Source organism: Uliginosibacterium sediminicola, assembly GCF_039631295.1.
Lineage (GTDB): Bacteria > Pseudomonadota > Gammaproteobacteria > Burkholderiales > Rhodocyclaceae > Viridibacterium > Viridibacterium sediminicola.
In genome coordinates, this window is the sequence record NZ_JBDIVE010000008.1 from 12,599 (window position 1) to 31,235 (window position 18,637).

15 protein-coding genes are annotated in these 18,637 nt (G+C 60.1%); 6 read left to right on the top strand and 9 right to left on the bottom strand.

The window, feature by feature from the left end:
* Window positions 1–26 precede the first annotated feature (26 nt).
* From tssH to ABDB84_RS14130, 8 genes are all read right to left on the bottom strand, one after another.
* Window positions 27–2,744, bottom strand: a complete 2,718-nt coding sequence (gene tssH, locus ABDB84_RS14095) for a type VI secretion system ATPase TssH (RefSeq protein ID WP_345920389.1) — start codon at window positions 2,742–2,744, stop codon at window positions 27–29.
* A gap of 32 nt (window positions 2,745–2,776) precedes the next feature.
* Window positions 2,777–3,904, bottom strand: coding sequence for a type VI secretion system baseplate subunit TssG (gene tssG, locus ABDB84_RS14100; RefSeq protein WP_345920390.1), 1,128 nt, complete (start codon window positions 3,902–3,904; stop codon window positions 2,777–2,779).
* Window positions 3,868–5,709, bottom strand: coding sequence for a type VI secretion system baseplate subunit TssF (gene tssF / locus ABDB84_RS14105; RefSeq protein ID WP_345920391.1), 1,842 nt, complete (start codon window positions 5,707–5,709; stop codon window positions 3,868–3,870). The genes tssG and tssF overlap by 37 nt, the downstream gene beginning before the upstream one ends.
* A 13-nt stretch (window positions 5,710–5,722) precedes the next feature.
* Entirely contained in the window at window positions 5,723–6,208 is a 486-nt protein-coding gene (tssE, locus tag ABDB84_RS14110; RefSeq protein WP_345920392.1) for a type VI secretion system baseplate subunit TssE, read from the bottom strand.
* 134 nt (window positions 6,209–6,342) lie between these two features.
* Window positions 6,343–6,852, bottom strand: a complete 510-nt coding sequence (locus ABDB84_RS14115) for an Hcp family type VI secretion system effector (RefSeq protein WP_345920393.1) — start codon at window positions 6,850–6,852, stop codon at window positions 6,343–6,345.
* Between the two features lie 41 nt (window positions 6,853–6,893).
* Window positions 6,894–8,375 (bottom strand): type VI secretion system contractile sheath large subunit, encoded by a 1,482-nt coding sequence (gene tssC / locus ABDB84_RS14120; protein WP_345920394.1) that lies wholly within the window; start codon window positions 8,373–8,375, stop codon window positions 6,894–6,896.
* 3 nt (window positions 8,376–8,378) lie between these two features.
* The gene (tssB, locus tag ABDB84_RS14125) at window positions 8,379–8,885 is read right to left on the bottom strand and encodes a type VI secretion system contractile sheath small subunit (protein ID WP_345920395.1); all 507 of its coding nucleotides are present in this window, start codon (window positions 8,883–8,885) and stop codon (window positions 8,379–8,381) included.
* 87 nt (window positions 8,886–8,972) lie between these two features.
* Complete coding sequence (locus ABDB84_RS14130) at window positions 8,973–9,530, bottom strand: tetratricopeptide repeat protein (RefSeq protein ID WP_345920396.1); 558 nt, start codon at window positions 9,528–9,530, stop codon at window positions 8,973–8,975.
* A gap of 486 nt (window positions 9,531–10,016) precedes the next feature.
* On the opposite strand from ABDB84_RS14130, the gene tssJ reads away from it, so the two are divergent.
* The 6 genes from tssJ to ABDB84_RS14160 are packed head-to-tail and all read left to right on the top strand — an operon-like array spanning window position 10,017 to window position 17,868.
* Complete coding sequence (gene tssJ / locus ABDB84_RS14135; protein WP_345920397.1) at window positions 10,017–10,652, top strand: type VI secretion system lipoprotein TssJ; 636 nt, start codon at window positions 10,017–10,019, stop codon at window positions 10,650–10,652.
* 31 nt (window positions 10,653–10,683) lie between these two features.
* Window positions 10,684–12,033, top strand: a complete 1,350-nt coding sequence (tssK, locus tag ABDB84_RS14140) for a type VI secretion system baseplate subunit TssK (protein WP_345920398.1) — start codon at window positions 10,684–10,686, stop codon at window positions 12,031–12,033.
* On the top strand, window positions 12,030–12,809 hold the full coding sequence (gene icmH, locus ABDB84_RS14145; protein WP_345920399.1) for a type IVB secretion system protein IcmH/DotU: 780 nt from the start codon (window positions 12,030–12,032) through the stop codon (window positions 12,807–12,809). The genes tssK and icmH overlap by 4 nt, the downstream gene beginning before the upstream one ends.
* A 58-nt stretch (window positions 12,810–12,867) precedes the next feature.
* A complete protein-coding gene (locus ABDB84_RS14150; protein WP_345920400.1) occupies window positions 12,868–15,783 on the top strand; it encodes a type VI secretion system Vgr family protein in 2,916 nt (971 codons plus the stop codon).
* Entirely contained in the window at window positions 15,780–17,144 is a 1,365-nt protein-coding gene (locus ABDB84_RS14155; RefSeq protein WP_345920401.1) for a LysM peptidoglycan-binding domain-containing protein, read from the top strand. Before ABDB84_RS14150 ends, ABDB84_RS14155 begins: the two co-directional genes overlap by 4 nt.
* Complete coding sequence (locus tag ABDB84_RS14160) at window positions 17,119–17,868, top strand: hypothetical protein (RefSeq protein WP_345920402.1); 750 nt, start codon at window positions 17,119–17,121, stop codon at window positions 17,866–17,868. Before ABDB84_RS14155 ends, ABDB84_RS14160 begins: the two co-directional genes overlap by 26 nt.
* Window positions 17,869–17,999: 131 nt before the next feature.
* Here ABDB84_RS14160 and ABDB84_RS14165 read toward each other — a convergent pair whose 3' ends face one another.
* Window positions 18,000–18,635: an HD domain-containing protein gene (locus ABDB84_RS14165; RefSeq protein WP_345920403.1), complete on the bottom strand. Its 636-nt coding sequence runs from the start codon at window positions 18,633–18,635 to the stop codon at window positions 18,000–18,002.
* Window positions 18,636–18,637 lie beyond the last annotated feature (2 nt).

The following is an 18,637-nucleotide window of genomic DNA, read 5'->3' on the forward strand; positions in this document are numbered from 1 at the left end:
TCCTGGCGCGTGTAGCGGGCCGTGCTTTAGCTGATTGCATACTTGAACTCCCCCTTGTCATTGGTGCTGAGCTTGATCTTCTTGATCTCGCGCCCCTCGGCCATGCGCGAGAGCACGCTGCCGGCGATCTCGGGCAGCATGGTGCCGCCCAGGATGTTGTCGACGTTGCGGGCGCCGGAGTCGACTTCGGTGCAGCGGGCGAGCACGGCTTCGACGAGGTCGTCGGTATAGCTGAGTGCCGCGTTGTGGTTATCAAAGACGCGGCGGGCGATGCGGTCGAGCTTGAGGCGGATGATCAGCTCCAGCACGTCGTCGGAGATCGGGTAGTAGGGCACGACCTTGAGGCGGCCGAGGAAGGCGGGCTTGAAGGCTTTGTTGAGCTGCGGGCGGATCAGGCCGTCCAGATCCTCAGGCGTCGGCATTTCTGCAGCGGGCTTGTTGAGGCAGGCCTGCATCAGTGTGCTGGAGCCGACGTTGCTGGTGAGGATGATCAGGGTGTTGCGGAAGTCGATCTCGCGACCTTCGGCGTCGTCCAGCACGCCTTTGTCGAAGACCTGGAAGAAGAGTTCGAGTACGTCGGGGTGGGCCTTTTCGACTTCGTCGAGCAGTACGACGGAGTAGGGCTTGCGGCGCACGGCTTCGGTGAGCACGCCGCCTTCGCCATAGCCGACGTAGCCGGGGGGCGAGCCCTTGAGGCCGGAGACGGTATGCGCTTCCTGGTACTCGCTCATGTTGATGGTGATGAGGTTGCGCTCGCCGCCGTAGAGCGATTCGGCGAGGGCCAGTGCGGTCTCGGTCTTGCCGACGCCGGAGGGGCCGACGAAGAGGAACACGCCCTTGGGTTTGTTGGGGTCTTCGAGGTTGGCGCGCGCGGTGCGCACGCGCTGGGATATGGCTTCAAGCGCATGGGGCTGACCGATGACGCGTGCTTCGAGCGATTCCTTGAGTGTGAGCACGGCCTGGATTTCGTCTTTGACCATCTTGCCGAGCGGGATACCGGTCCAGCTGGAGATGATTTCGGCGACCACGTTGCCATCGACCTGCAGCGGCACCAGCGGGGTCTCGCCCTGCATGCCGCGCAGTTCGGCGGAGAGGGTTTCGAGTTCGACGTGGGCGTCGCTCTTGGGCGCAGCCTTGGCCTTGCCCTTGGTCTTCTTGCCGTCGTCGCCTGCAGCAGGTTCTTCGGTGCTGGTGGTGGCCTGGTGTTCGAGGGCGGCACGCTGTGCGCCGATCTTCTCGACGAGGGCTTTCTCCTGCTCCCAGCGGGCGCGGTCGGCGCTGAGCTGCGCGTTCAGGGCTTCACGCTCGGCCTCCAGCTCCTTGATGCGCGCGGCATGGTCGTGGCCGGTGGCGCGCTCGCGTGACAGCGAGGCGAACTCGGCTTCGATGCGGTCGAGGCGTTTGGTGGTGTCGTCAATGCGCGCGGGTGTGGCGCTCTGGCCGAGGGCGACGCGGGCGCAGGCGGTGTCGAGCACGCTGATGGCCTTGTCGGGCAGCTGGCGGCCGGTGATGTAGCGAGCCGAGAGGCGCACGGCTTCGGTGATGGCTTCGTCAAGGATGCGCACATTGAAGTGCTTTTCCATCAGCGCGCTCATGGCGCGCAGCATGGCGCTGGCGAGTTCTTCTGTGGGCTCTTCGACCTTGACGACTTGGAAGCGGCGGGCGAGGGCGGCGTCTTTTTCGAAGTACTTCTTGTATTCGCTCCAGGTGGTGGCGGCGATGGTGCGCAGCTCGCCGCGCGCCAACGCGGGCTTGAGCAAGTTGGCGGCATCGTTCTGGCCAGCCTGGCCGCCCGCGCCGATCATGGTGTGGGCTTCGTCGATGAAGAGAATGATGGGCGTGGGGCTTTTCTTTACTTCATCGATGACGTTCTTGAGGCGGTTCTCGAACTCGCCTTTCACGCTGGCGCCGGCCTGCAGCAGGCCCATGTCCAGCGTGTGCAGGGCGACGCCCTGCAGCGGGGGCGGTACGTCGCCCTGTGCAATACGCAGCGCGAGACCTTCGACCACAGCGGTCTTGCCGACGCCGGCTTCACCAGTGAGGATGGGGTTGTTCTGGCGGCGCCGCATCAGGATGTCGATGGCCTGGCGGATTTCCATGTCGCGGCCGATGACCGGGTCGATCTTGCCGTCCTTGGCACGCTGCGTGAGCTTGGTGGTGAACTGGTCCAGCGCGGGCGTGCGCGGATTGCCTTGCGCGGCGGCGGCCATGTCGCCGGCATCGACGTCGCCATCAGGAGCGTTCGCGGCGTGGCTGACGGCCTGCACGGCTTCGTCGGAGCCCACGGTGAGCTCGGTGAGCTTGTGTTTGATCTCGTCGAGCGGGAACTTGACGAACAGCTTGGAGCCACGGAAAGCGAGTTGCGACAGATCGGGCGAGGTGAGCAGGGCCAGCAGCAGGTGGCCGCTGCGGATCTGTGCGTTGCCGGATTCGAGCGAGGCGATCAGCCAGGCATGCTCGAACAGCGCCGGCAGATGTTGCGAGAACACCGGTGTGCGCGTGTTGCCATCCTTGAAGCGGGCGATCTCGGCATTGAGGTCGCGCTCCAGCGCGGTGAGGCTGACGTCGCACTTGCGCGCCAGGCGGGCAAAGTCGGAGTTGTCGGTCTCGCACAACGCGAGGAACAGGTGCTCGATGTCGACTTCGAAATTGCCGCGCGCCATGCACAGCGAAGCTGCGCGCTCGGCTGCCTTGCGACAGGTGTTGTTGAGTTTGCCGACGAGTACTTTGAGATTGTTGGACATGGTCTGGAGCGATGCTAAGTGGATGAAAGGGTTCAGGCGGCAAGTGGCTCGACAGCTTCGTGGGTGATGTCGTAGGCCACGTCGCTGCGATGCGCGTGTGTCATGCGGGTCAGTACCCAGGTGTTGTGTCCGAGGCGCAGAGCGGGCTGGCCATCAAGACGTGCCGGGCGCACATCCTCCTTGCGCAGGATGGGACGCACGGTGCATTCGAGGGTGATGCCGCTCAGCATGAGCAGTAGCTGGGTGATGGCTTGCGCGGCTTCCCCGCCCGGCAGGAAGCGTTCGAAGTCCTCGCGCCTGAGTGGACCGACCTGCAGCTCGAATGCTGTCTGGATGTGCCACACGCGTTCGCCGCACAAGGTATCTACGCCCAACTGCATGCCCTGGCCGCCGAGCACGCTGAGCTGATCAGGCGGCAGGCGATGCCAGCGGCCGTGAAACTGTTTGAGTTTGACCGGTACGCAGAAGTAATCAGCGACGATGCGCTCGACAAGATGTGCCGGGCGGGCGCTGTGGCGTAGTGCGCCGGCATAATAGGCCAGCGTCTCGGCCAGTACCGGGCGCTGCTGCTGGCAGCGGATGTCTTGCTCTGACGGATTACCCGAGCCCAGCAGCGACAGCATCATTGGCAGGAAGCGCTCCTGACGGTTTCGTTCGTACTGGAAGTAGAGACGGTATTTTTCCCAGGCACGATAGAACAGGGTGACGGCGCGATTATTGAAGATGTCGAGAAAGGCGCGTGCACCGCGATCACGGTGACGGATTTCGCGCTCGATCAGCTGTTCGGTGTAGGCGCGGGGCAAGGTGCCTTGATTGCCGCTCAGACCGATGAAGGCTGGCGTCAGGCGCGCCTCCCTGATCTGATCCACAGGCGGCATCGGCGCTTTGTCAGGCCACCGTGTGGACTCGCTGCTGGCGATGTCGTAGTCCAGTTGCAGGGCTTCAATTTCGCTGGGCGCGAAGCCAATGCTCAGCGAGTTGCTGAAGCGGATCCGCTCGCCTACCGGATCTTCGGCCGGGTTGCCGTTTCCGCTGCGGGCATCGTGCAGACGAAAATGCGCAACCAGCACCCGTACCGCCTGGAAAAATTCAAAGCGGTAAGGTTCAGTGCGCAGTGTCTCGATTACACCAGGGTCTGGTCGCCGTTGCGCGGTGGGCATCGCATGATCTCCTCGTTGGTGTCGTAGCGAACCAGGACGAGTTGGGTGAAGCTGTTGATATGGACGTAGAGACCGAAGAAATAGTCGAGCAGACGGCCCACGTGTTCTACGCCGGTGCCGACGAAGAACTGTGGGTCCACGCTCAGCGTGATCTCGATGCCCTTGACGAAGCTGGGGAAGGGATCTCCTTTGACACGCGCGGTGACGACGCGATGCCGAATGCCTTGCAGACCATCGATAATCTTGCGTGTCACCGGAGAGCGCGTGATGTCATACAGCGCCAGGGTCTCCTTGAGGGACGATAGCCCGGACTCGGTCAGCGAGAGGTGATTGAGCGCGAGCTGCGAGATCAACCGCCAATGTGCGCCGCTGCGGTCGATGCGTGCGGTGGCCGTGGGCTTGCGCAACAAACTGATGCTGCGCGCGATTGACCCGCCTTCGAGGAACAGGTCTCCGCCGGCGACGCCGACCGGAATCTGTGCCGGCAAGTCGCGGTTGGTGCAGCTCAGCTCAATGGAAAGGGTTTCCGTTTTTTCGGCGCGTGGATCAAAGTCGAGATCGACCACCGACATCTCGTATTCAAAACCCGGGCTCAGTTCGGCGACCTGCTCGTCGCGCCGCAGGTGATAGAAGCGGCCCGCCTCAGCGAGTGATTCGCCGTGACGCAGCGCGTAATAGGGACGATATTCAAGCTGGCGTTCGCCCCGCACCGTTTTCTCGATCTTGCAGACCGAATCGACCGAATACAGCTCGAAGGCGTGCGCGCGCCGGCTGTCCGGCAGCACCGGGTAGCTGGACTTGGTGTGGGTGAGGCGGATCGGCTCGGCGTGCTGACGGAACAGATTCACTACCGGTGTGCAATGGGTGAGGAAATTATTGGCGCCAATGCGTTCAAGCAGTCGCACATCACGGTCATCCTCGCGCTGCGAGCCGAGGATGAAATGCAGCGTGAAGGCTGTGCAGCCTGGCGGAAGCTGAGTGCGCAGCACGCTCAGGTCGATATCGACGAAGTTGAATTTCTCCGGGAAGGCGAAGAACTCGGACAGCAGACGGTATGCAAGGTGCGAGCGTGCGTCGTAATCGAGCAGCTCTTCGTCGAGCGCAAAGCCCACTGCATGGGCGATAGCTGTGGTTTGCACGCGCCAGCGATGTTCGCCGGGGATTTCAAGGGCGACGTCCAGAGCACGGGACAACATGGCTTCGCGCAATTGGGCGATCAGCGAGGCTTCGCCATCGATGAACAGGCGCAGGCGCTCAAGGGGCAGTACATCGAGCGTCAGCTGAGTGGAGCTCGATTCGAGCTTGAGACTGAGCAGGGCTCCAGCGCCCGGCGGGGGCAAATACGCCCGCGGCGGCGTGAAGGCTTCTTCGAACAGGGCGGAACTCACACGCAGCGGCGCGAGATGGACCGGGTAGGCCGTGCGGAATTTGCAGGCAACGCCTTTGACGGGGCGCGTACTCAGCTGGGTGCCGCGCGGAATTGTCGACACATCGGAGAGCTGGGCATCGGCACCGCCCAGATCGAAGCGCGCAATCGAAAAAGCGGGCAGCGGCCGCAGATAGTGGGGATAGAGTACGTCGAGAAACGAGGTCGTCAGCTCTGGGAAATCGTCTTCAAGCTTCTTTTGTACTCGCGCTGAGAGCAGCGCGAAAGATTCGATCATGCGTTCGACATGCGGGTCTTCGCAGGCATCGCCGGAGATCAGCAGGCGCGAGGCGATCTTCGGATAGCGTGTTGCAAACTCGCGGGCGTGACGACGCAGGAAGGTGAGTTCGCGTTCGTAATAGGGAAGCAGGTCGCGCATGATGTGTTCGCTCTCAGCGTGCGCCAGGGCGCGCGCGCGCGATGGAATACTGCTGGGTGTTCGGGTGCAGCAAAGCGTCAAAGCTGACCGGCTCGTTGGCCGGCGCAACATAGAGCACGGCGCTGATGCTGAACTGCAGGCAACCGATGCTTGAGCGGTCGGCTTCAAGGTGCACAAGCACATCGCGCAGGCGCGGCTCGTGGATGGCAATCGCCTCTTCGAGGGTGCGGCAGATCAGGGCGCGGTCTCCCGGATTGGCCAGACTGAGACCGACGAAATCCTCCATGCCATAGCTGATGAGTGAGCGTCGCGATTGTGGATAGACGGCGAGAGCTGCTGTCGTCAGCGCGGTGCGGTTATTGAGCAGTGATTCCAGGTCACGGATGACCGAATCCTTCAGCTCTTCAACCGACCATCGGCGCAGCGGGTCGGCCTCGGCCTCGCGGTGCGGCGCGTCGTCGAACAATCGCTCGAAGAGCGTCGGCAAGAATCCCGCCATGGCTGGGTGCGTCCGGATATAGAGAGTGAATCGGGGGGTGGATAGCAAGGGCGTCCTGCAATACGGAACCCGGAACAGCACGGAGAGGGAGGCTCCGTGCTGAGCCGGGTTCCGCATGCAGAACCCGGTCAGACTTACACTGCGTAGCTGGGCGTGTTCTTCGCCAGGCTCCAGGCTTGCACCTTGTTGCCCTTGGCGGAACCGGTGATGTCCTGCTGCGTGTAAGTCCATTGCACGGCGGCGTAGGTGAGCGCAAAGTTCTCGGTCGGAATGCCTTCGCCGAGAACCGAAGGCGTCACCGACGAGATGAGCACGTTCTTGAGCTTGATTTCCAGGTACTTGATGCGCTTGGCGCCGTCCGAACGCATGAAGTCGATGACCACTTCATTGAACGTCTGACCGGCCGAACAAGCGGCCCAGATAACCGGTGAAGTCAGGTCAAGATCCTTCGTGAAGATCATTGCGCCGTGCTCGCAACGCTCGGCAGTGTGACCACCGGCCGTCGATGCGGTGGCCGACTTGGGCTGGATGATCTGGTGTTGCCACGAGCTCACTTCGAACCAGTCTTTGTGACCGTCGTCGCGCGACTCGCCCTTCAGATCAAATGAACCGCCTTTTTCGAACTTGACGTAGATGTCTTTCACTTAGTGCTCCTTTACGGGGGAAAAAACTTGGGCGACGCTCCTCAGCCCTTTGCCGACTGCGGCAGTTCCGCAACCAGGCGCAAAGAGACGGAGAGTTCGTCGAGCTGGAAGTGAGGACGCAGGAAGGACACGGCCCGATATACACCGGGACGGCCCGGAACCTCCGCCACCTGGATCGAGGCCTCGCGCAACGGGAATTGCGCCTTGGTCTCTTGTGTTGCACCGTCGTCGAGCAGCACGTACTGCGTGATCCAGTTATTCAGATAGGTTTCAACATTGCCGGCGGAAGCGAAGCTGCCGATCTTGTCGCGCATCATGGCCTTGAGGTAATGGGCAATGCGTGACACGGCAAAGATGTACTGCAGCTGCGAGGACAGCGAGGCATTGGCATTGGCCGCTTCGCTGCTGTACTTCTTGGCTTTTTGCACCGATTGCGCACCGAAGAAGGCGGCATAGTCCGTGCCCTTGCAATGCACCAGCGGAATGAAGCCGAGGTCGGACAGCTCTTTTTCGCGCCGGTCGGTGATGGCGATTTCCGTCGGGCATTTCAGCGCGACTTCACCATCATCGGTCTTGAACGTGTGGGTCGGCAGACCTTCGACCAGGCCGCCGCCTTCAACGCCGCGGATGGCGGCGCACCAGCCATGCTGGTCAAACGCATCGGTGAGGCGGGCAGCGAAGGCGTAAGCCGCATTGACCCAGAGATAGCGGCTGTGATCGCTGCCGTCGACTTCTTCGATGTAGTTGAAGCCGTCAACCGGTGTGCCATCCTTGGGGTTGTAGGGCAGGCGACCGAGGAAGTGCGGCAGGGTCAGGCCGACATAGCGCGAGTCTTCGCTTTCGCGGAAAGACTTCCATTTGCCATATTCGACGGTGTCGAAGACCTTGGCCAGATCACGCGGCTTGCCCAGATCGGTGAAGGACTCCAGGCCGAGCAGGTCCGCGCCGGCTGCCGAGATGAAGGGGGCGTGAGCAGCGGCGGCAATATGGGCCATCTGATCGATGAAGTACATGTCTTCGGCTTGACGGCCGATCTCGAAGTCACCGATCAGTGCGCCGAATGGCGAGCCGCCGAAGGTGCCGAACTCCTCTTCATAGACCTTCTTGAAGAGCACGCTCTGGTCGAAGTCGATGGCCGACTTGAAGTCGCGCACCAAGTCCTTCTTGTTGGTGTTGAACACCTTGACCTTGAGCGTTGCGCTGGTTTCACTTTGCGTCACCAGATATTCCAGACCGCGCCAGGTCGATTCCACTTTCTGGAATTCAGGGGCGTGCATCACTTCGGAGAGCTGCGTCGAAATCAGTTGGTCGAGTTCGGCGATGCGTGCATCCAGAGTCGCTGAGAGGTTGTCGGAGATGACCACCGCACCTTCCATGACCTGAGTGACGAGTTCGCCGATCAGATCCTTGGCGCGCGAGTGTTCGGCATCGGTTTTGGCAACCTTGCTGTCGGCAACGATGCGGTCGAGCAGCCCCAGTTCGCTGGTTTCGGCGGTTTGCGTGGCGAATTGTTGTGCGCTCATGGCTTACTCCTTGTTCGCCGCTTCGCTTTGCAGCGCAGCCAATTGCTCGGTGCTGTGCAGCACCTGGTGAAGGATGTCGTCGAGCTTCTCGTTGCCGGCGAGCTTGCCGCGCAGATCGGCCAGCTTGCTGCGGGCCTCCAGCAGCTGGCGCAGGGGTTCGACTTGTTGCACAACGGATTCGGGGCGGAAGTCTTCCATCGACTGGAATTTCAGTTCGACCGCCATTTCACCGCCGGCTTCGCTGAGCTTGTTCCTGACCCGGAAGGTCGCGCGGGGGGCCGCACCCTTGAGTACCTCATCGAAGTTTTCGCCGTCGATGTTGACGAACTTGCGATCACGCAGCTTGGGCAGCGGCGCCTCCGGCGTGCCTGACAGATCGGCCAGCACGCCGACAACGAACGGCAGCTCCTTCTGTTCGACCTGATCGCCGATTTCAACGTCATACGACAGCTGGACACGTGGCGGACGCACGCGATTGAGCTTCTTTTGAGTACTTTCAGATTTGGCCACGACATTTCTCCCTTGCGAATGACCGTTTGAACTGCGTTACATGAGGCGTGCGGCAGGCGTCCTGCCGCACGCGGAACTGGTTGCGCTTTACTTCTTGAGAACCTGGAACGGATTGGCGGCGCTGCTCGCACTGCCTGCACCCGTCGACTTGCGTGTCGGCGACTTGGAGGCGGGCGAAGCTGGCTTGGCTGCGGGCGCGGCGGGCGCCGGCACGCTGGACTTGTTGTTTGGCGCGGGCGCTGCAGGCGCGATGGGCAGGATTTGATCGATGCTCAGTGTTTCGCGCAGGGTGCGGGCCAGCTTCTCGGCTTCTTCACGCGTATTGCCGCGCAAGCCTGAGTCTTCACGCATTTCGCCGAGTGCCTGGATGGCTACGCGCAAACTGGCAACCACGGCGATGGCCTTGGTTTCACGCCGCGCCGGATCGCGCTTGGTGGCCTCGTCGGCAGCCTTGATGGCCATCGGATAGTTGGCCGCGTCGAAATAGATCTGCGCCATCTTGACCCACGGTTCGGCATAGGTCGGATCGGCACGTGTTGATTCATCCAGCAGCTGGATGGCCTTGTCCTGATTGCCATCGGCGAGCGCCTTGGTGGCGTCGTGATAGAGCGTTTCGTGTTTTCCCGGTGTTTGATTTTGCGTCATGGTGCTGGCGCAGGCCGACAGCAGTAAACACGACAGAATTACCAAAAACGAAGACTTCTTGCTCGAAATTGATTTAAACATGATGACCACAATGCGGCAAAAGGCTGTGGCCTGATTAATCACGCGCGATAATCATGGCTGTAGCCTTGGTGAATCGGAGTGCTGATGTCGAATACGCGCTTCGAATATTCAGCGGAGCGGATCATAGCATTGCGTGGAATCTGTTTTTATACAGACCAAGGTACATGTAGCTGCAAGTTCTGGTCGAATAGCGGATACTTGATGCCATCAGAAGGCTGTGGTGTGTGTTTTTCTGTGAAACGCTTAATCTATTTATTAAGTTATTGAAAAATAAACAACTTGTGTGTTTTTAACGAGTTGCATTGGTTGTTTTTTGACGGGTATTTTTTGAATGCAGTGCCGTCTTTTGATTAATGTTTGGCAGAAGCGATCAGACGAATGGTAGTTCCCGGGGAGTGAGTGGCTGTGAATGAATTTGTCATTTGTTTGTCGAAATTTGACAAAAACTACAATCGAATTAAATTCGGTATTGGTGCGTTGCTTTTAATGTTTTTGCTGAGTGCTTGTGCGTCGCCGGCCGTGCAAATTGCGTCGGGTGCATTGCAGGCAATCGGCTTGGTTAAAGAAAGTCCTAAAATCGACATGCCCAAGGAAATTACGATCAGGATTTTTGCAGGATCAAATATGAATGCCGATGCAAAGGGGCGCCCATTTGCGATAGTTTTAAAAGTTTATAAATTGCGAAACGACAGCAGTTTTATTTCTTCGCCTTATGAGACGCTGAACAACGCTGCTCTGGAGAAACAGACGCTGGGTAGCGATTTGATCGATAGCCGTGAACTGGTGCTGACGCCGGGGCAACAGCTCGAATTCAAGGAAAAGCTGCCCCAGGAGGTGGGGTATGTGGCCATCGCGGCCTTCTTCCGTGCGCCAGCCGCCGAGCGCTGGCGTTACAGCTTTGCGACGAGTGAGCCCAACCCGGCGGGGATCAGCCTGGGCATACACGCTTGCGCGCTGACCGTCTCGCAGGGCACGCCGCATGCTGCAGGCGGAGGCGATCCGCGATCGCTCAATGGCGTGAGCTGCGCACTGTCGCGCTGAGTTCTGTTTGATAACGTGTGTGGATCATCGAGTGAAAACCGTACAAAAATTACTGTGGGGTGAGGGCTTGTTCCTCAAGCCCCAGCATTTCCAGGTGCAGGATCTCTACCATGAGCAGCGGCTTGCCCAGGCGCTGCGCCAGGTCCATCCCTATTTATGGGGGGTGGCCGAGCTCTCGGTGGACCGCGATGCCTTGAGCAGCGGTTTGCTGCGATTTTCAGCGCTGCAGCTGATGTGGCCTGACGGCGAGAGCTTTGACGCGCCGTATGCCGATACCTTGCCCGCTGCACGCAATCTGGCGGACATCGAGGTGCCGGCCGAGGGCCTGGTGTTCCACCTGGCGCTGCCCCTGTTGCGCGAAGACGGCAGTAACTTCTCGGCCAAGGCGGGTGATGGTGCTGCACTGAGCCGCTATGTGCAGGGCAGCGAGATGGCGGCGGATCTGTATACGCGTGCCGTGGCGGGCGAGCTGACGGTGCTGCGCAAGCAGGCGCGCGTGGTGGCTGATTTCGAGCCGCGCGAGCAGTTCGTGTCGATCCCCTTGCTGCGCATCCGGCGCACCGCTACCGGGGGATTCGAGCTGGATGCCAGTTACCTGCCGCCTTCGCTGAGTATTGCCAGCTCGCCCTTGCTGACAGGTTTGCTGCGCCGTCTGCTGGACATGCTGCAAGCCAAGGTGTCCGCGCTGTATGGGCACCATCGCGAGCCTACGCGCAATCTGATCGAGTTCCGTTCCGGCGATGTGGCCTCGTTCTGGTTGTTGCATACCGCCAATGCGGCCTTCGCCAGCCTTTCACATTTCATGCATCACCCGCGCCTGCATCCGGAGAGGCTGTTCCAGCGCATGCTGGAGCTGGCCGGACAGTTGCTGACCTTTTCGAAAACCTACACGCTTGCCGATCTGCCGGCGTACGACCACATGGCGCCGGGGCAGGCTTTCCTGATGCTCGACAAGATCATTCGCGAGCTGATCAATACGGTGATTTCGGCGCGTTACATTGCCATCGGCATCAACGAGATCAAGCCTGGCTTCCACCACGCGAAGCTCGATTCCGACAAGCTCACCGAGGGCGCCGCGCTGTATCTGGCGGTCGCCTCGGACATGCCGCCGGCCGACCTGGTTGAGGTCGTCCCCTTGCGCTTCAAGGTCGGCGCGGCGGACGACGTCGAAAAGCTGGTGCTCTCCTCGATGCCCGGCGTCAAGCTGATGGCCGCCCCCCAGGTACCGGCGGCGATTCCGGTGCGGCCGGGCAGCTACTACTTCTCCATCGAGCCGCACGGCCCGATCTATGAACGCATGATGCAAGCCAGGAACGTGGCGATCTATGTGCCTTCTGGCTTCAAGGATTTCAAACTAGAACTGATGGCGGTGATTGAATGAGTCTTTCTGCTCCCAGCCTTTTTGGCGGCATGCCCGCCCCCAAACCCGAGATGGCGGTTGCCGAGTCGCGCACGCCGCGTCGTCTGGTTGACCTGATGCACGACGGTTTCTATTTGTTGTTCCTGCTGCGCCACCGTGCCGCGCCCATCGACGCGCAGGTGTTCCGCGAGCGAATCCGGCGCTTTCTCGATGCCTTCGAGCAGAATGCACAGCGCTTGCAAGTGAGCCCTGAAGACATCTTCGTCTCGAAGTATGCGTTTTGCGCAGTGATCGATGAGGCCGTCCTCAGCTCCAGTTTCAGTGTGCGCGAGGCCTGGGAATTACAACCCCTGCAACTGCAGCTGTTCGGCGAGCAGCTGGCTGGCGAAGGCTTTTTCACCAAGCTCGAAGAGCTGCGCGCGCAAGGTGCCCGACGCGTGCAGGCTCTCGAAGTGTTCTATCACTGCCTGTTGCATGGTTTCAAAGGCAAGTACTTGCTCGAAGGTGCCGAGAAGCTCAATTACCTCGTCGCGCGGGTCGGCGATGAGGTGGTGCATCACAAGGGCAAGCGCGCGGTGTTCGCGCCGCATTGGGCGATTCCGGATCGCGTTCGTCATGCGCTGCGCAGTGAGATCCCGATGTGGGTGATCGCCAGCACCATGGCCTTGTTCGGCCTGGTCGGATTTTTCAGCTTGCGCGCTTGGCTCGGCCATGAAACGCGTCAGACCCTGGCGGCCCATCAGTCCATCGTGCAACTGGCGCCACGCAGCGCCAATGTGCATATCAGCCTGCCTTGATCTGCTGTAGTACCGTCCCCGGCGAAGTGCTTGGCCGGGTGTGTTTGTCGGGAATTCCATGTCCGCTTCAACAATGAATGCAATTGCTTCTTCAACGGCCGCGGCACTGGCCGCTGCCGCACAACAGGCCTTGCCAAGCCGGGAGCTGTTTCTCAAAGCGCTCTCGCAGCATGCGCGTCTGATCAATCTGCGCACGCCTTTGCCCGATGCCGCGCTGATTGCTGAACGTCTGCACGGACGTGAAGCTGTGTCGGCACCCTATCGTTTCGAGATCGATTGTCTGTCGAGCAGTGCACACTTATCGCTGGCACGCCTGATTGGTGAAGAGCTGAGCGTCAGTTTGTTGCTGGCAACGGGGCAGCGGCGCAGCTGGCATGGCATCGTCACGGCAGCCGCCCAGCTCGGTGCCGATGGCGGCCTGGCGCGCTATCGTTTGAGGCTAGAACCCTGGTTTGCCTTGCTCGGCCAGCGGCGCAACAGCCGCATCTTCCAGGACCAGACGGCGGAGGACATTCTGCGCAGTCTGTTTGCCGACTACCCGTTGGCGCGTTTCGAGTTTCAGCATCAGCAAATGCTGGCGGTGCGTGCGCTGACGACCCAGTACCGCGAGACCGATCTGAGCTTCGCCTGTCGCTTGCTGGCTGAGGAAGGCTTGAGCTATCGCTTCGAGCATGATCAGTCTGAAGGTCTTGACGGCGAGCCCGGCGGAACGCGGCACACGCTGATCGTCTTTGATGCGCAGACGCCCTTGCCGGAGTGCGCCCAGTCGCAGATCCGCTACCACCGCGTCGATGCCTCGGAGGCGAGCGACACTCTGCAGCGCTGGGAGAGCGCACAGCGTGTCGGCACCAACAGCGTGGCGCGTGCCGGCTGGGATGCGCGCCAATTGCTGGCGCACGCCGGCAGCGCCGGCATCGATGATGGCCTGCTCGCGCTGGGCGAAGTACCGACGCTGGAAGACTGGGAGGGCGCGGCGCTCGCCTGTTATGCCGATGCCGCCGCAGCCGAACGCGCTGCGCACCTGCGTGCGCAGTATCTGGCGCTTGCTGCACGCAGCCAGCGCGTGGCCGGTAGCGTACGTCAGCTGGCGGCCGGCAGCTGTTTCACGGTGATGCAGCATCCGCACTTCAGCGGCGAGGAGGCGCGCTTTTGCGTGCTGGAGGTCGAGCATGAAGCGCTCGACAATCTTGACAGTCAGGCCAGCCACGCCCCGCAACTGCAGACGCGCATCGACGACGCAGCCGTGACCGGGCGGGGCAGCTATCGCAATCGCGCCCGCTGCGTCTCCGCGTCCTTGCCGCTGGTCCCCATGCCCTTGCCGCGCCCACGCCTGCCCGGCTTGCAGACAGCCATCGTTGTCGGCAGTGCCAAGGCCCATCCGGGCAGCGGCACCCACAGCGAGCGCGATCACCGCATCAAGATCCAGTTTCCCTGGCAGCGTGGCGCCGTGCCGCTTGCTGGTGGATTGAGCAGCGCCACCGAGCGCGCGACGGGAGATGAGGCCAACGGCACCTGGGTGCGCGTCAGTGAGGCCCTCGCCGGTCCCCACTGGGGCAGCGTCTTCACGCCGCGCATTGGCAGTGAAGTGCTGGTCGACTTCATCAATGGAGACCCCGACCATCCGCTGGTTGTCGCCGGGCTCTACAACGGCCAGGACGCGCCACCCTGGCCCGCTGGCGAAGGCAGCAGCGCCAACCATCCCGGTGTTCTGGCCGGTTTTCATGCGCCGACGCTGGACGGCGCCGGCTGGAGCCAATGGCAGCTCGACGACGCCACCGGCCAGCTGCGCACGCGGCTGGCCACCAGCTTCGCCCGCAGCGAACTCAACCTCGGCTACCTCATCCACCAGACGCCCACCAGTAGCCAGCGAGGCACCTATCGCGGCCAAGGGTTTGAACTGCGCACCGACGGCTGGAGCATCACCCGTGCAGCCCAGGGCATGCTCCTCTCCACCACCGCGCGCCAGCACGCCAGCAGCACCCAGCTCGACACCGCTGAAGCCGCAGGCCAGCTCAAAGCCGCGTTTGATGTCGCCAACCGACTCTCCGACGCAGCCAGCCAATCCGAAGCCGACCCGCTCGCCCAAGCCAAGCAGATCGACGCCTTCCGCGCAGTGATTAGCGCCCCTCTCCCGCAAGCGGGAGAGGGGGAGAGGGCAGGCAAAGGCATGCCCGACGACGAAAGCAAACCCTTCACCGCCCCCGCCATCCTCATCGAAGCCCCGGCCAGCATCGCCCTCACTACACCGCAAAGCGCCACACTGTTTGCCGGCGAACAACTCAGCACCAGCGTACAAGCCGACACCCAGATCACCGCCCAGCACACCGCCAGCCTTGTCTCGGGAGAGGCCACCAGCCTCTACACCCACGCCGGCGGCATCAAAGCCATCGCCGCCAACGCTCCGCTGAGCATCCAGTCGCACGACGGCCCGCTCGAAGTGCTGGCCGACCAGAACGTCACCGTCACCTCATCGAACGATGAAATCCACATCCTCGCCAGCTCCAAGATCGTGCTGCAGGCGGGCCAGTCGTCGATCACCCTCGAAGGCGCGAAAATCACCTTTGCGTGTCCGGGTAACTTCACGGCCAAGGGGGCGAGTCATGTGATGGCGGGTGGGGGCTCCAGTGCGGCGAGTTTGGGTGAGCTGCCGAGTGGTTTCGCCGATGTTGTGCCTGCTGGCGTAGATCATCCGAGCCTGGCCCCTGACGTGTTCAGTCAGGCACTTGGATTTGCGGAGTACCCGTCGCAATGGCTCCCGTTCAGCGGCCTTAGCGTTCAAGTGTTCAAGGACAAAACTCAAGTAGCTGGGGAGTCCGTGCCTTGCGATGAGTTGTTCACTCGAAGCTATTTGACAGAAGCCCCGACAGATCTGCGTTATGCAGTAGCTTTGCGGTCCGGGTGGGCCGTCGAACAAAGTATTGATATTGCGGTGCCTGAAGCCGAAAGCGCGGGGGCAGAGGAGGACGACCAATGACCGCAGGAACCGTTACCGATCCATATCTCGTCAAGTCGGGCGATACGCTCGGTGCGATTGCAAAGCAATCTGGACAGTCTGTGCAGGACTTGATGCGATGGAATGGCATCAAGGACGCTAACCGAATTAGTGTCGGTCAGTCCTTGTACCTTTCTGAGAGAAGTGCATTTGGTGTCAGTGTCGTGTTCTTGGATGCCTTGCGCAGTCCTATTGAGAATTTGCCCTACAAAGTCCGCTTCGATGGCAAGACGGTCGCGGGCAAGACAGCGACGAATGGCCGGGTGGATACGGTTGTCACCAAAGATGCGAAGTCATCCGTTGAAGTCCTGGTGCAAGATCTTCGCGGAGACTGGATCAGCATTTGCAAAACCGCATCTGACTATGGGCACAAGTTGCTGACACTCGTGAGCGGGGCAATCGTTATAAAAGGAACTACAGAAAAGCATCCTCCTGCGGCTCCAACAAAGCCGAAAGAGGAGCAGCCAGCAAAATCAGCGAAAGATGCAAAGCAGGCGCCGCTTCCGACAAAGCCTACCGGCGCTCCGACCAAAAACAATCCAGCGGTTAAAACGAAGAAGACGAAGGCCAAGCAAGGGCAGTCAGTCATCGAAGTTGGCGTCGACATTCCACAGGGCTTGTTGGACTTTTTTGCGAACTATAAGGGAGGCGAAATTACTGAGAAGGAGTGGAAGGATACTGCAGCTGGAATTGATTGCGAGCCGGAAGTTCTTAAAGCCATTGCAGAGGTCGAAAGCGGGGGGCGCTATGCCTTCTGGCGTTTAAACAAAGCGGATGGAGAAAACATCCCGGCTATCCTCTACGAGCGTCACTACTTCAGCAAGGAAACGAGTGGCCAGCACGACAAGGATCATCCCGATATTTCTTGGCCGACTGGTTATCGGAAAAAGAGCCAGATCGGCGAGAAAGACAAGAAAATGTCGGACGGTAAGATTGACGACGATGACGTGTACGGTAGCTACGCCAGCGCGTACCTTCGACTGATCAACGCATATAGGCTGGATGCCGCAGCAGCGCTGAAGTCATGTTCGTGGGGCAAGTTTCAGATTATGGGAGCGAATTACGAGTTGTGCGGCGCACCTAGTATTGGCGTGTTCGTTAAGAAAATGTGCACATCAGATGCTGAGCAAATCGGTTTGCTCGCGGGGTTCATTCGTAAGAAACCTCAAGCTTGGAAGAATCCGAAGAACAAGAAGTTGGGTAAAGAAATTTCACTTCATGATGCAGTAAAGAAAAAGGACTGGGCTCTGATTGCGTTTAACTACAACGGGCCCGGCTACAAAACTTACGACTACGATACCAAGCTGAAAGCGGCATATGAACGTCTCAAAAAATCGGCTTAATTTTTTCCTTGGAGGGATGGCCTCATTTTTTGCGTTGTTGGCGACGCCAGCACAGGCGGATTTGCGCTTGTCCAGCGAGTGGAAAGCTGACTACAACGTAAATCCGATTGCAGACGAGGCCTCACCGCTTGAACCTGCTGCGTTGGAGTATGCAAAGCAATTCAACGCCGTCGACGTAGCGACAGGCTGGGGGAAGCCGGCTAACTCGTTGGCGTTTCAGCTTTACTTTGGAGAGACCAAGTACTACATCCAACCCCTTAGCTTCATGGCAAAAGACCGCCCTGATGAGGTATGCACACCCAAAGACTACTCGGGTCAGCCAACGTACCAGTGCGAGCAGGGGCAGCGCTACAAGTACTCCTGTCACTTGTTGTTTTTCAATGCGAAGTATCAGCCCGTAGGAGCCTTCAGAATCCGGATCAACGAGTCTTCCGAGGTGTTCTGCAATGCCATGCCGGCGATGGGTGTTTATGACAAGACGCGCAACGAGTTGCTTGTGACCTCTCAGTACTTTCCGATAGATCGCAAGGCTGCGAGCAAAGCCAGTGAGGTCGGTGCGAACTGGATGCGCATGACGTCCTTGTTCCGTCTGCGCGAAGAGGGCGGCAAGATTCTGGTTGAGCAAGATGATGCGTGCTTGAAGAATCCGAATCGCTACGAAACCATTCCGGATGCGCGCAAGGCGCTTCGAGCCTGCTCCAGTCAGGCTTTACCCACCAAGTAAAGCTGCTGAATCGATGATCAACAACTGTCTGAGGTCTCTGTGTGCACTTCACGCCACGCATTGGCAGTGAAGTGCTGGTCAACTTCATCGATGCGGAGTCAGCTCTCACGTAAAGGCTGGCTCAGGGCGTCTCAAGTATTCTGACTCTCCAGGCAAACGCGGCAGACTTTTTGCAGATTTTCTCGTGCCTGACTCTCAAGTCGTGCTTGGAAAAACGGCGAACCATATATGCAGGGCCTTGCGGCCAGTGCGGATAAAATTTCAAGGCGTTTTACTTTAAACGTGGCATCTGGCACAAACGAGTATTCAGCCCGGATTTGTTGCTCGTACTCTTCAAACCTGGAGGGCGAGGCTCCAAGGATGGCCAGGTCGATGTCGACAAGCAGTTGGGCATCTGGCGCTGCGGGCTGTTCTGCATGCTTGGTACTGATGACGAGGTCTGCAACGCGTGACGCAGTTGGGGCCGAGACGCCCGCAGATAGCAAGGCACTCAGTGCCCATTCAGCACTCCGCTCTTCGTTGTCGTGGCGCTCGCAATCGTAGATGGCGTCGTGAAACCACAAGGCAGCCTCGATTTCGGCTGGGGACGCGGCAAGGTGGCGGGACTGGTTGAGCCAGTCGATGCACTCGGTCAAGTGTTGCAGCGTGTGATAGTGCCGATGTGGTTCGGAGTAAGCATCAAGCAGCATGCTCAAGAGCCGATCGCTCTCTGTCTTTGCGCCGAGCGAGAGCCACATGATTTGCCAGGATTTTTGTAAATCCACCATTG